The following is a 13002-nucleotide window of genomic DNA, read 5'->3' on the forward strand; positions in this document are numbered from 1 at the left end:
GGATGATGGTTGAAAGTCATCTCAAAGGCGGTCGTCAAGATTTGACCGCGGATTTAAGCCAGCTTGAATATGGCAAGTCCATTACCGATGGCTGTATCGATTGGGATACCACAGTCAAAGCGATGCATGATTTACGTGACGCCATTAAAGATGTATTGCCCACTCGCGAGTTGAATGAGTAACTGTTATTTTTTAAGTGATTAGTAATGAGTAATTGATTATTAATTGACTCTAGTTGTTCAGATAGCTGATTAAAACGCCCTGTGTTACTTGTTTAGTCACAGGGTGTTTTTTTATTAGAGCTTTAACTCACTTGTACTTTGCGTGCCACCTTCACCACGTCGGCTTTTAAGTTTGATTTGCAACCGCAATTCGTTGGCAGAGTCGGCATTGCGAATTGCTTCATCATACGAGATGGCGCCTTCATCGTATAGATCAAATAAGGCTTGGTCAAAGGTTTGCATACCCAATTCCCGAGATTTGGTCATCAGCGCTTTAATTTCATGAAAATTACCCTTTAATATCAAATCCGCCATCAATGGGGTATTAAGCATAATTTCTACCGCTGCCCGACGACCTTTACCATCTTCTGTACGAATCAAACGCTGCGAAATGATAGCTTTCATATTCGATGACAAGTCCATCAGCAATTGGTTACGACGCTCCTCTGGAAAAAAGTTGATAATACGATCTAAGGTTTGGTTGGCATTATTGGCATGCAAAGTGCCTAAACATAAGTGACCTGTTTCAGCAAATGCAATGGCGTTTTCCATGGTTTCAGTATCACGAATTTCACCAATCAAAATCACATCAGGCGCTTGGCGCAAGGTGTTTTTGAGTGCGTTATGCCATGAATGACTATCCACGCCTACTTCACGGTGGGTGATCATAGATTGTTTGTGTTTGTGCACATATTCTACTGGGTCTTCGACGGTGATGATGTGACCTGCGGAGTTTTCATTACGATGGTCAATCATTGCCGCCAGCGATGTTGATTTACCTGACCCCGTTCCCCCTACGACCAACACTAACCCACGTTTTTCCATGATAATTTTTTTGAGCTGCTCAGGTAGCAACAGCTGTTTAAAGTTGGGTATTTCTGCCGTAATAGTACGAATCACCATACCGACTTGTAATTGCTGCTGAAACACATTAACCCGAAATCGCGATACATTGGGCACATTAATCGCAAAGTTACACTCAAGATTGGTTGCAAATTCTTCGCGCTGTTTTTGGTTCATCAAACTATAGGCAAACAGTTTGGTTTTTTCAGCCGTCAGTGGTTGTTTATTGAGCGGCTTCATGAGCCCGTGATATTTAATACTGGGTGGAAAATCCGCTGAGATAAATAAATCAGAACCACCGATTTCTACCACTTTGGACAGCATATTAAACATGACTGTTTTGGCTTCATGTAACGTTTCTTCGGCAACACTGATTAAAGATTCATTATGACTCATATAGGATATTCCTAACAATAAATGAAAGCAGATTATTTGGTCACAGCACTATGCTTGCTTGAAATACTTGTGAAACTTATTTGCTATGCTGGTGAAAATTTATAGATACATGTACAAAATTTACTTTAAAAAAATGACTCATTTAACCTCTCATCCTTGCCTATCTTTGACGGCACGCCTTGATAAAGCATTGATAAAGCAGTTTGCGTTTGATATGTATCACGGTCAATTCTTGCCGAGGTTGTTGCTGATAGTCAGATGCAACTAGCTACCATTAGTTTTTTCCTATTTAGGGCATTGGCAGTCTATAGCGCATAAAACGCTTGCCATGTTGATAAAAATTTCAATTTTTGTCAATAAAATTAGTAATGCGGCGGTTTATCGCTTAACAAATCAAACGGCTGAATTTGTGAGCCTTGCGTTTGAGTTTCCAATTTTTGATAAAGTAGCTGTAATTGCCGTTGTTGGTCAGCAATCAACTGGCTTTGCTCGGTGACGATATTATCAAGTTTATCCAATGTATCTTCCATAAACAGCAGTTGCGTTTGTAAATCAATCAATTCTTGGGTTAATTTTTCTACCATGTTAACCAACCCATTGTCACCGCTTGCCTGTTTTTGGTTATCTTTTTCGCTCATTTAGAATGCCTCATAAATTTCCCCACAATTTTTTGCCATAAAGTCTGCTACAATAGCCGCATTTTCCTATTATACAAACATTTTTACTAAACTTTGAGAAAGTTATGGCACTGATTCATTTACGAGATATTCATTTGGCATTTGGTATTGCACCGATTTTGGACGGTATTGATTTTAATATCGAACAAGGCGAACGCGTGTGTTTGATTGGGCGCAATGGTGAAGGCAAATCAACTTTGTTTAAGGTCATTAGCGGTCAAGTCAAGGCTGACAGTGGCGAATTCCAAATCAGTGGCAATTTGAAAATTGCCATGCTCGAGCAAGACATTCCAGAAACGTCGGGCAAAGTCAGCGACATCGTTATGGCAGGTGCAGGCGATGTGGCAACTTGGCTGACGGCCTACGAGCAAGCCAGTGATAAATGCGCTAGTGGTGACATGAAAGCCTGCGAATTGATGTCAGATTTGCAGCATAAAATTGATGATGCCCATGGGTGGGACTTGACCCGCGAAGTACAGACCATGCTGTCCATGATGAACTTGGACGGCGACGCCGATATTAGTGAATTATCGGGCGGTCGCAAACGCCGTGTACTGCTTGCGCGTGCGCTGATTACCAAACCTGATGTGCTACTACTTGACGAGCCGACCAACCATTTGGATGTCGAAAGTATCGAATGGCTTGAGCAATTTTTGCAAAACGCGCAAGGATTAACCCTGCTGTTTATCTCGCATGACCGCTCGTTTATTGACAAAATCGCCACCCGCATTGTCGAGCTTGATCGCGGTATTCTACGCAGTTATGACGTCACCAAGCAAGCAGGCAATGTCAATAAAGGCTATGCCCGCTACCAAGAGCTTAAAGAACAACAACTGAGTGCCGAAGAAAAAGCCAATGCCAATTTTGATAAAAAACTGGCTGAAGAGGAAGTGTGGATTCGTCAAGGTATCAAAGCGCGCCGCACCCGCAATGAAGGTCGCGTGCGCGCGTTAAAGGCGCTGCGTGAAGAACGTAAATCCCGCCGTGAGCAAGTCGGACAAGTTAATATCAGCATGAACGATGGCGACAACAGCGGCAAATTGGTTGCCAATGTCAAACATCTCAATCTAGGTTATGGCGATAAAACCTTGGTGAAAGATTTTACCACCAGCATCATGCGTGGTGACCGCATTGGTATTATCGGTAAAAATGGTGTCGGCAAATCCACGCTCATTCATGCGATTTTGGATATTCCACAGCCTGATATCACCAAATCTGGCTCAGTAAAATTAGGCACTAATCTACAAATCGCCTTTCTTGACCAGTTGCGTGACCAACTTGATCTAGAAGCGACCGTGGTACAAAACGTCGCAGAAGGTTCTGATTTTGTAGAAGTGGCGGGTAAAAAGAAACATATCATCGGCTATTTGCAAGATTTCTTATTTGCCCCAGAACGTGCAAGAACGCCAGTCAAAGCCTTGTCAGGCGGTGAGCGTAACCGCGTTTTGCTAGCCAAACAACTACTAAAACCTGCAAATATCTTGGTACTTGATGAGCCGACCAACGACTTAGATATGGCAACCCTAGAGCTGTTAGAAGAAGCCGTCGATAGCTTTAATGGCACCATCTTACTGATTAGCCATGACCGTACTTTTATGGACAATGTCGTAACATCAACTTGGGTTTTTGATGAAGATAGTGATGGCAATGGTATTGTCAAAGAATATGTGGGCGGCTATCAAGACTATTTGACGCAAAAATCCCGTGAGCAAGCGATTAAACCCAAAGCAGACAAATCAGAAAAGACAGCAGCAAAGCCCAAAGAAGTGATTAACACTGATGCGCCAAAAACTGATACGGTGAAGAAAAAACTGAGCTACAAAGAACAGCGTGAATTAGATAGTCTCCCCGATGAAATCGCGCTACTCGAGCAAGAGCAAGCTGAACTTCAAGACAAATTAGCCGATGGCAGCTGGTTTGTGAGTGATATGGCAGCCGCTACCCAAGCCAGTGAACGCCTCAACGAGATTGATGATTTGCTACTTGAAAAAATGGCGCGCTGGTCAGAACTTGATGATTAAAATCATTAAATAATCTATGAAGGCAAGGTTGGTAATTAACCTTGCTTTTTTTATCTTTTATATTAGTTAATATTTACAATAACCAATATAATGTAATTTATACTTGAAAATAGCCTTTTTGCTCCTATATTATAGCTATCAATAAGGAGAAAAATCATGGCCATGCAAAATAGCAAGCAAAATAGCAATAAAACTTACCGACAAGTCGACAAAATCCATGCTGCCCCACGCCCCCATTGGGTGGGTGATGGTTTTCATGTCAACCCGATGTTCAATCACATGGTGGGTGATAAACGCACCGATCCTTTTTTAATGCTCGACTATGCAGCAACGCAGTATTTTGAACCCAATGCTCAAGCGCCGCGCGGTGTCGGACAACATCCGCATAAAGGGTTTGAAACGGTAACTATCGCCTATGCAGGTGAAGTCTCTCACCGTGATTCTAGTGGCGGTGGCGGTACGATTAAGACAGGTGACGTGCAATGGATGACGGCAGGCAATGGCGTGATTCATGAGGAATTTCACTCCCCTGAATTTAGCCAAGCAGGCGGTGATTTTAGCATGGTACAGCTTTGGGTCAATCTACCTGCCAAAGATAAAGCCACGCCTGCCAAATACCAACATCTTGCCAATGATGACATGCCTGTGGTCAGTCTACATGATGATGAAGGACTGCATGCAGGACAAATTAAGGTAATTGCGGGGGAGTTTACCCCTACTGTCAATACCCAAGCTCCTCAGCAGGGTGACAATAAGGCACGCGGCATTGGCACGACTTTTACCCCCATTAACTTGTGGGATATCAGTATTGAACCCAATCGCTCCATAGAAGTCGCGATTTCTCGCACTCACAATTTGTTGTTATTGTCGATGCAAGGCGATGTTATCATCAACGCCGATCACGACCAGCAAGCACACGCCAATCAATTAATCACTTTTGAGATTGAAAGTGGCGAGACGGGCGACGATTTTGTACGCTTAACGGCGGGCAAAGCGGGAGCGAAAATCTTGCTGATGAGTGGTGAACCGATTAATGAGCCGGTGGTGGGTTACGGACCCTTTGTGATGAATAGCCAAGCCGAAATCCGTCAAGCCATCTTAGATTTTAATGCAGGAAAATTTGGCGATATTCAATAAATTTTTCGGCTAAAAAAAAGCGATATCATGGATTTGATATCGCTTTTTTATTACTTATTTATCTTGATTATTTATCTTGGTAGGTGCAAAGATAAGCCGTTTCTTCGTCAATTTTGACTTTGAATTTTTGGTTGGCATCGACAGTAAAGGTTTCATTGGCTTTAAAAGTTTGCCAGTCAGTTTGGTTTGGCAATAGTGCTGAGATAGCCCCGCTAATGACGGTCATGGTTTCAAATTGACTTGTGCCAAATTCGTATTCGCCTACTTTCATCACACCCACGGTCGCAGGTAGGGTGGCTGTTTGAAAACCGATTGATGCCACATTGCCATCAAAATATTGATTGACTTTTAGCATAGTTACTCCTCAAAATTAGCTACTATAAACCGATTATCATAAACTTTTTTGACCAATTATCAATCCTATTTTCCAAAAAACGCTGGCAAAACTGCCAAAATCTGGCAAATACTTTTACCGCAATTTTTGTAGTATTTTTATATCAATTATTCCTTAACAATTAAAATTTCCTATTTTTGTGCTATATTCAATTTTTTTACCACAGTTGTTATGTTTGTACGCATTTGGCTTGTATTAATTGAGGTTATTGCTTTATGTATGTTAAATATTCGTCGTCTATCGTCGCTTTATCGCTCTGCTTGTCGCATCGTTTTGCTGGTCAAAAACTGGCATTGCCTGTCAGCTTAGCGGCATTGTTGGCAGCTTGTTCATCAGCCCCTGTTCAGACCCAACCCCAAAAATTACCAGGTACGTTGCCGACTGCCCCTGTGGTCATTACAGTACCCCCTAAAGTCACGCCCGTGCCACCTGTGACTGTTCCAACCAATCAATACAGCAGCTTTTATCAGTGGAAATCGGATTTTATTGAACGGGCTGTGCAAAAAGGTTACCCCCGTGCTGATGTTGAACGCTTGCTGTCAAGCGCCAACTACAGTGAGCAAGTGGTGTCACTGGATAAAGGACAGCCTGAATTTGCCAAAATGCCTTGGGAATATATCGATGGTGCCGCATCGAGTGGTCGTGTCAGTGGCGGTCAGCGCAATTTTGCCAGCCAAAGCGCGCTACTTGAGCGCATTGAAAATCAGTATGGTGTGCCGGCCTCTATTGTGACTGCCATTTGGGGCATGGAATCTTCTTACGGTCAAGGCACAGGCAACTCATCACTGGTTAATAGTTTAGCGACCCTGGCATATGATGGTCGCCGCCGCAGTTTTGCAGAGGATCAGCTACTAGCGCTGTTGTCGCTGCTTGAGCGTGGTGATATTGATTGGTCGCAACTGCGCGGCTCTTGGGCAGGTGGGATGGGACATACCCAATTTATTCCCAAAACTTGGCTAGATGAAGCAGTAGATGGCAATGGTGATGGTCATCGTAACCCTTGGCATACCGCTGATGCGTTAGCCTCTACCGCAAGCTATCTCAAAAATGCCGGCTGGCAGCGTGGCATGGGCTCGTACTATGAAGTACGATTACCAAATGGTTTTGATTATCGCCAGGTTAGTACCAAAAAAACCATGGCAGACTGGCAAAATTTAGGCATTCAATTTATTACCCCAAATGCGCCCATGGATGCGATGGCAGAATTGTGGCTCCCTGCGGGTAAAGAGGGTCCTGCGATTTTATTAACCAAAAATTTTGATGCGATTAAGGTCTATAATAACTCCTCGAATTATGCCATGGGGGTAAGCTTACTTGCCAAAGCCATTATCGGTCAACCAGGCTTACAGCAATCTTGGCCACGCTATGAGCAGCCACTTGCTACTTATGAAGTACGCCAACTGCAACAGCGTTTGACGGCAATGGGTTATGATACCAAAGGGTCAGATGGCGTCGTAGGCACCAATACCAAATTGGCATTCCAGCGCTGGCAAGCAGACCACAACCAAATCCCAGATGGATTTATCTCAAAACGCTCGGCAAGTGGGCTGATTAATTAATATATTTCTTCATAAAAAAGCCACCGAATGATTCAGGTGGCTTTTTTATTTAATTATCCATACTAAATTCTTCAGCGTAGCTATTCCAACCCAGTTTAGTACGGCAAGCTTCAAAAAAATCCACCCCAGGTGGGTGTAATAACGTGAGTTTGTTAGGATGCTTGTGAATCACTAAGCGCTGGTTTTGGTTAAGCGGCACCGATGGTTTCCCATCTGCACTCACCATCGGCTGGGTGCGGTTATCTTTATGGATGCGGATTTTGATTTCGCTGTTGCCGCTGACCACAATCGGGCGGCTTGATAAGGTATGTGGATGCATGGGCACCAGACAAATGGCATCCATACTAGGATGAATAATCGGCCCGCCACCTGATAGCGCATAAGCGGTGGAACCCGTCGGTGTGGAGGCAATCAGACCATCACTGTGCTGACGATAGACATTAAGCCCATCAATTTTTAAATGAAAATCTAGCATATGCACTGACTTGCCTGCATGCAGCACAATGTCATTTAGCGCCATATCTTCATAAATCACATGTGCACCTTGACGGATTTCCATCTTTAGCAAGAATCGATCTTCAAGCTGATAATGACCTTGTAAAATACTGGTCAATTTTACGTTTAAATCATCAGGATAAATGTCAGTTAAAAACCCTAAACGTCCGCGGTTCACCCCCACTACTGGCACTTTGTGTTTGACGAGTACTTGCGCCGCATGTAGCAGCGAGCCATCACCACCGACCACAATGACCAAATCACAAGCACCGCCGAGCAAACTACGCTCAATCGTAGCAATCTCGCCTAGGCGTGCAAAATCTAATGCCGGCAACCGTGCCGTTTGATGGTCAATTAATAAAGGCAACCCTTGCTCATGAAAAAAGTCACAAATTTGGTAGATACTTTGAATGACACTTGGCTTGTTGGCACGACCCATAATGCCGATACGCCCAAAGGCAGGATTGGGAATAAGTGTGGACGTCATAGCAGAAAATTAACTGATAAAGATTGAACTATTTTATCACAGCTTACTGGCTCACGTTATGCCCAATCAGTATTTTATATTACAAAATTGCTAACCTTCGTTGTGCAGTTAATGTATACAAACTCATTGCTATTTGCTAATTTAAGGTAATTAACATATAGCTAAATTTTGAAATTTTTTAACGCTTGGGAGCAAATTTTTATGGCAAATCCGATTATATCTCGCGCTGAACTTGCGGTTAGTACGACACCGATGACGGTCAAAGGGGTCATCCGAAAAACCTCTTTTCTGTTAGGTTTGACGACCTTATCGGGTGTTGGATTTTTTGGCTATTGCTTAGCTACTGGCGTCACTTCAGGTTTTGTTAGTGTAGCGGCTTTAGCCAGTATCTTGGTGGCTTTTGTATTGAGTATGGTAATTATCTCAAAACCCCACATAGCTAAAACATTGGCAATTCCCTATGCCATTTTAGAGGGCATCGTGATTGGCGCGATTTCCCTGTTTGCGAGTATTAAGTTTCCCACGGTTGCCCCGACTGCTCTAGTCGCAACTTTTGTAACCGCTGCCGTAATGCTAGCGCTTTATCGCAGTGGCGTGATTAAAGTCACCCAAAAATTTCGTTCTGTGATGATGTCGGCTGTGATTGCTATCATGCTGGTGTATCTGGTACAAATCGGGTTTAGCCTCTTTGGTAGCTCACTGCCATATTTGTTTAGCGGTGGCGTGGTGGCTATTGGTTTTAGCTTGCTGGTGATTGTGATTGCATCACTGAGCTTGTTATTAGATTTTGACAGTGTTGAGCGAGCCTATGCCGCAGGGGTGGATGAAAGCTATGAATGGGTCTTAAGCGTTGGTATCTTATCAACACTGGTATGGATGTATATTGAATTTGTACGTTTACTACGTTCACTGCAAAACTAATTTTTATCAAATAAAAAAACACGGTTTAAAATACCGTGTTTTTTTATGGCTTGCAGTTTAAGGTAATAAACGTTCCATCACCCATTGGTCGCCATCTAGCGAATAGACGATGCGGTCGTGCATACGATTGGCTCTACCCTGCCAAAATTCGATTTTCTCTACCGTCAGCAGATAGCCACCCCAAAATTCTGGTAAAGGGATTGGGTTGCCCTCATACTGCACAGTTAATTGGGCAAATTTGTCTTCCATTACCTCGCGGCTGGCAACCACGCTGCTTTGTGGCTCGCTGACCCAAGCAGCTAGTTGGCTGTCGCGGGGACGGCTATGAAAATACTGCGCGGATTGTTCACGGCTAACTTTTTGCACAGCGCCGGTAAGACGGATTTGTCTTTCTAGGCTCGGCCAAAAAAATAATGCTTCAGCATTGGGGTTGGTCGCCAAATCACAGCCTTTGGCACTGTCGTAATTGGTATAAAACACGAGGCCAATGCCCGTGTTATCCAATTGGATAATTTCACGCATCAGTAAAGTGCGCACACTTGGCTGCCTATCACGTCCACAAGTCGCCAGTGAAAACGCATACGCTTCTCCTTGCTTGCTATCAATCGCTTGCTGCACCCAAGTTTGTAGCAAGCCAAACGGCTGCTCCGGCAAGTGTGATTCGATAAGCTCGCCTTGTTCATACGATAATCGTTGACTGGTAAAATCAATACTCATTTTTTATCCTTATGAAATGTCAACTTTACGCCATCACTTGGCGTACTTTTTCAGCAAGTTCATTGGCTAGCATATCGCACTCAATCTCATCATCGCTTTCGACCATCACCCGAATTAATGGCTCTGTACCTGATTGACGAATCAGTAAACGACCCCGTCCTGTCAATTTTTCTTCGGCAGCTTTAAACGCATTTGCCAATTCTGGGAAGGTATAGGGATCTTGTTTTTGCGCCAATCTGACATTGACCAATTTTTGTGGGAGCTGGGTATAACCCTTCATCAGCTCTGATAATGATTGTTTGCTCTGCGCCATCACCGCAAGCACTTGTAGACCTGCCACAATGGCATCGCCCGTACTGGCTTTATCTAGCGTTAAAATATGACCCGATGACTCACCGCCCAGTACCCAGCGATTTTTCTCAAGCCCTTGCATGACATAGCGGTCGCCAACTTTGGCGCGCTCAAAGGCAATGCCCGCTTTATCAAACGCTAATTGCAGACCCATGTTGGTCATCAAGGTACCTACCACGCCATCGACTTGTTGCTCTGCTTGGGTGGCTAAAATATATAAGATGCCGTCACCATCAACCAACTCGCCTTTTTCGTTGACCATGATGATACGGTCGCCATCGCCATCTAAAGCAATACCCACTTGGGCATCATGGTCAAGCACCGCTTGTTGCAAGTTTGCCGGATGGGTAGAGCCGACATTGTCGTTGATATTAATGCCATCGGGTTTATCGCCAATGGCAATTACGCTAGCACCTAACTCACGTAATACACGGGGTGCGACGCTGTATCCTGCGCCATTGGCACAGTCAACGACAATTTTTAGGGCATTTAAATTTAGGTTGTAGGGGAAAGTGCCCTTACAAAACTCGATATAGCGACCTTTGGCATCCTCCACACGATAACTTTTGCCTAGCGCTTCTGGAGTGTCAATGACGACATTGATATCTTTGATTTCATCAATTTTTTCATTGATGGCTTGCTGAATGTCATCTGACAGCTTTTTGCCTTCATTGGAGAAAAATTTGATACCGTTGTCATAAAACGGATTGTGGGATGCGGATATCACTACGCCCGCATCAGCGTGAAAACTTCGGGTCAAATGCGCGATGGCAGGAGTTGGAATAGTGCCTAGCATATGTACATCTACGCCTGCGGCGTTAAACCCTGCTTGCAGACAGGCTTCAATAACATAGCCAGAAAGCCGTGTATCTTTACCAATGACGACATTGGGACGATGATTTTCATTCGGGGCTGCTTGGTTGGCTAGCAGCACTTTACCCGTGGCATAGCCTAATTTGATTAAAAACTGCGGATGTATCGGAAATTCCCCAAACTTACCACGAATACCATCAGTACCAAAATAACTCATTTAATTCTCCTTTATCGCCCATTGTTGTTATCACAATATAAAATTTTAGCATAGCAAAATTTCACGCATGTTGCGACATCTGTTTGTTTTTATGGGTGATGGCGCAACACGTTACTTTAGGCTATAAAAACTTTGGGCAATAAATTGGGCTATAAAAAAACTGGGTAGTTAACCCAGTTTTAGCGCAATCAACCTATCACTTAGTTTACACGGTAATTAGGGGCTTCTTTGGTGATTTGTACGTCATGTACGTGAGATTCTTTCATGCCGGCCGAAGTCACACGCACAAATTGTGGTTTGCTACGCATTTCTTCAATATTGGCACAGCCTGTGTAACCCATTGACGAACGTAAGCCACCGGCTAATTGGTTGATGATACCATTCATTGGACCTTTGTAAGGGACGCGACCTTCGATACCTTCAGGTACCAATTTTTCTACCCCTTCTTTGGCGTCTTGGAAATAACGATCAGATGAACCATTTTGTCCTGACATCGCACCTAGCGAACCCATACCACGGTAGGCTTTGTAGTAGCGACCTTGGAATAGCTCCACTTCCCCTGGCGCTTCTTCGGTACCTGCAAGTAAAGAACCCACCATGATACAAGAGGCACCCGCTGCTAACGCTTTTGCCATATCGCCTGAAAAACGGATACCACCATCGGCTATCAGTGGAATATCATTTTTTAGCGCATCAGCCACGTTGCTAATCGCTGAAATTTGCGGCACGCCGATACCTGCGATGATACGCGTGGTACAGATAGAGCCCGGACCGATACCCACTTTGACCGCATCGGCACCCGCATCACGCAACACGAGTGCCGCATCAGCAGTGGCGATATTACCGCCAATCACTTGGATGTTTGGATAGTTCTTTTTCACCCAAGCCACGCGATCAATGACGCCTTTTGAATGACCATGTGCGGTATCTACGACAATCACGTCGACATCGGCAGCGATGAGCGCTTCAACGCGGGCTTCTGTGTCCGCCCCCGTACCTACTGCCGCGCCAACACGTAAGCGACCTTTGCTATCGCGGCAAGCATTTGGGTTGTTTTCAGCTTTGGTGAAATCATTGACAGTAATCAAGCCTTTTAATTGAAAATTGTCGTCCACAACAATCACTTTTTCGATGCGGTGTTCGTGTAGCAAACGTTTGATATTCTCTGTAGGCTCGCCTTCTTTGACTGTCACCAATTTTTCTTTTGGGGTCATGATATTGCGAACAGGCTGGCTTAGGTTGTTTTCAAAACGGATATCACGGTGAGTGACGATACCGACCACTTGGTTACCTTCTACCACAGGCACACCGCTGATTTTGTTTTCTTTGGTGATACGGAGCAGTTCTCCCACACTGGTATCGGGTGATACACTGATAGGATCAACAACCGTACCGGCTTCAAATTTTTTCACCCGGCGTACTTGCATGGCTTGTAAATCAATGTCCATGTTTTTGTGCAAAATACCCATACCGCCAAGCTGAGCAATGGTAATCGCCATTTGCGATTCAGTCACAGTATCCATCGCAGCAGATACGATGGGTAAGTTTAGCTCAATACCGCGTGTCAAACGGGTTTTTAAATCTACCATCTTAGGCAAGACTTCAGAATAAGCAGGTAGTAGCAGCACATCATCAAAGGTAAGTGCTTCATCAACGATTCGTAACATAAAGACCTCGGAGTAGTTAAGCGTAGTTAAATAGTAATTAAAATTTTGTCGTGGTGAAAAATTTGACAGCCAAAAAACCGCAAAAG

The 13002-nt window shown here is 44.1% G+C and carries 11 protein-coding genes and 1 pseudogene; 5 read left to right on the forward strand and 7 right to left on the reverse strand.

Translation table 11 applies throughout. The annotated features are described in order from the left end of the window. Positions 1-182 (forward strand): annotated as a pseudogene (locus tag RTR63_RS10015) (3-deoxy-7-phosphoheptulonate synthase); the annotation flags it as partial. Positions 183-296: 114 nt separating this feature from the next. On the opposite strand, the gene RTR63_RS10020 reads toward RTR63_RS10015, so the two are convergent. Both RTR63_RS10020 and RTR63_RS10025 read right to left on the reverse strand, forming a co-directional pair. Further along, a complete protein-coding gene (locus RTR63_RS10020) occupies positions 297-1460 on the reverse strand; it encodes a PilT/PilU family type 4a pilus ATPase (RefSeq protein WP_284033968.1) in 1164 nt (387 codons plus the stop codon). Positions 1461-1822: 362 nt separating this feature from the next. Beyond that, positions 1823-2098 (reverse strand): SlyX family protein, encoded by a 276-nt coding sequence (locus RTR63_RS10025; RefSeq protein ID WP_228288376.1) that lies wholly within the window; start codon positions 2096-2098, stop codon positions 1823-1825. A 104-nt stretch (positions 2099-2202) separates the two neighbouring features. Between RTR63_RS10025 and RTR63_RS10030 the strand changes: the two genes are divergently transcribed. Together RTR63_RS10030 and RTR63_RS10035 are read left to right on the forward strand one after the other, a co-directional pair. Next, positions 2203-4158: an ATP-binding cassette domain-containing protein gene (locus RTR63_RS10030; protein ID WP_312524043.1), complete on the forward strand. Its 1956-nt coding sequence runs from the start codon at positions 2203-2205 to the stop codon at positions 4156-4158. Positions 4159-4314: 156 nt separating this feature from the next. Next, the gene (locus RTR63_RS10035; protein WP_312524044.1) at positions 4315-5295 is read left to right on the forward strand and encodes a pirin family protein; all 981 of its coding nucleotides are present in this window, start codon (positions 4315-4317) and stop codon (positions 5293-5295) included. A gap of 67 nt (positions 5296-5362) precedes the next feature. On the opposite strand, the gene ppnP is transcribed toward RTR63_RS10035, so the two are convergent. Further along, the gene (gene ppnP, locus RTR63_RS10040) at positions 5363-5650 is read right to left on the reverse strand and encodes a pyrimidine/purine nucleoside phosphorylase (RefSeq protein ID WP_036597446.1); all 288 of its coding nucleotides are present in this window, start codon (positions 5648-5650) and stop codon (positions 5363-5365) included. A gap of 254 nt (positions 5651-5904) precedes the next feature. On the opposite strand from ppnP, the gene RTR63_RS10045 reads away from it, so the two are divergent. Continuing rightward, positions 5905-7248 (forward strand): lytic murein transglycosylase, encoded by a 1344-nt coding sequence (locus tag RTR63_RS10045; RefSeq protein WP_312524045.1) that lies wholly within the window; start codon positions 5905-5907, stop codon positions 7246-7248. Between the two features lie 49 nt (positions 7249-7297). Here the strand turns inward: RTR63_RS10045 and RTR63_RS10050 are convergent, their stop codons facing one another. Further along, positions 7298-8230 carry an NAD(+) kinase gene (locus RTR63_RS10050; RefSeq protein WP_050324375.1) on the reverse strand — a complete coding sequence of 311 codons (933 nt, stop codon included), beginning with the start codon at positions 8228-8230 and terminating at the stop codon, positions 7298-7300. Between the two features lie 201 nt (positions 8231-8431). Between RTR63_RS10050 and RTR63_RS10055 the strand changes: the two genes are divergently transcribed. Next, positions 8432-9151, forward strand: coding sequence for a Bax inhibitor-1/YccA family protein (locus RTR63_RS10055; RefSeq protein ID WP_101963670.1), 720 nt, complete (start codon positions 8432-8434; stop codon positions 9149-9151). Positions 9152-9208: 57 nt separating this feature from the next. Here the strand turns inward: RTR63_RS10055 and pdxH are convergent, their stop codons facing one another. The 3 genes from pdxH to guaB all read right to left on the reverse strand — a co-directional run bounded on the left by pdxH (position 9209) and on the right by guaB (position 12916). Next, positions 9209-9868: a pyridoxamine 5'-phosphate oxidase gene (gene pdxH, locus RTR63_RS10060; protein ID WP_312524047.1), complete on the reverse strand. Its 660-nt coding sequence runs from the start codon at positions 9866-9868 to the stop codon at positions 9209-9211. Positions 9869-9893: 25 nt separating this feature from the next. Then, entirely contained in the window at positions 9894-11249 is a 1356-nt protein-coding gene (gene glmM, locus RTR63_RS10065) for a phosphoglucosamine mutase (RefSeq protein ID WP_312524049.1), read from the reverse strand. Positions 11250-11449: 200 nt separating this feature from the next. Beyond that, entirely contained in the window at positions 11450-12916 is a 1467-nt protein-coding gene (gene guaB / locus RTR63_RS10070) for an IMP dehydrogenase (RefSeq protein ID WP_282840998.1), read from the reverse strand. Positions 12917-13002: the final 86 nt, after the last annotated feature.

Origin of the sequence: Moraxella sp. CTOTU47724, from assembly GCF_032014955.1 — a bacterium.
GTDB lineage: Bacteria > Pseudomonadota > Gammaproteobacteria > Pseudomonadales > Moraxellaceae > Faucicola > Faucicola tetraodonis.

Bases quoted from the DNA above. Each gene is read 5' to 3' on its own strand.
- guaB (WP_282840998.1), bottom strand. From the start codon at position 12,916: ATGTTACGAATCGTTGATGAAGCACTTACCTTTGATGATGTGCTGCTA.
- RTR63_RS10025 (WP_228288376.1), bottom strand. From the start codon at position 2,098: ATGAGCGAAAAAGATAACCAAAAACAGGCAAGCGGTGACAATGGGTTG.
- RTR63_RS10030 (WP_312524043.1), top strand. From the start codon at position 2,203: ATGGCACTGATTCATTTACGAGATATTCATTTGGCATTTGGTATTGCA.
- pdxH (WP_312524047.1), bottom strand. From the start codon at position 9,868: ATGAGTATTGATTTTACCAGTCAACGATTATCGTATGAACAAGGCGAG.
- RTR63_RS10035 (WP_312524044.1), top strand. From the start codon at position 4,315: ATGGCCATGCAAAATAGCAAGCAAAATAGCAATAAAACTTACCGACAA.
- RTR63_RS10050 (WP_050324375.1), bottom strand. From the start codon at position 8,230: ATGACGTCCACACTTATTCCCAATCCTGCCTTTGGGCGTATCGGCATT.
- RTR63_RS10020 (WP_284033968.1), bottom strand. From the start codon at position 1,460: ATGAGTCATAATGAATCTTTAATCAGTGTTGCCGAAGAAACGTTACAT.
- RTR63_RS10045 (WP_312524045.1), top strand. From the start codon at position 5,905: ATGTATGTTAAATATTCGTCGTCTATCGTCGCTTTATCGCTCTGCTTG.
- RTR63_RS10055 (WP_101963670.1), top strand. From the start codon at position 8,432: ATGGCAAATCCGATTATATCTCGCGCTGAACTTGCGGTTAGTACGACA.
- ppnP (WP_036597446.1), bottom strand. From the start codon at position 5,650: ATGCTAAAAGTCAATCAATATTTTGATGGCAATGTGGCATCAATCGGT.
- glmM (WP_312524049.1), bottom strand. From the start codon at position 11,249: ATGAGTTATTTTGGTACTGATGGTATTCGTGGTAAGTTTGGGGAATTT.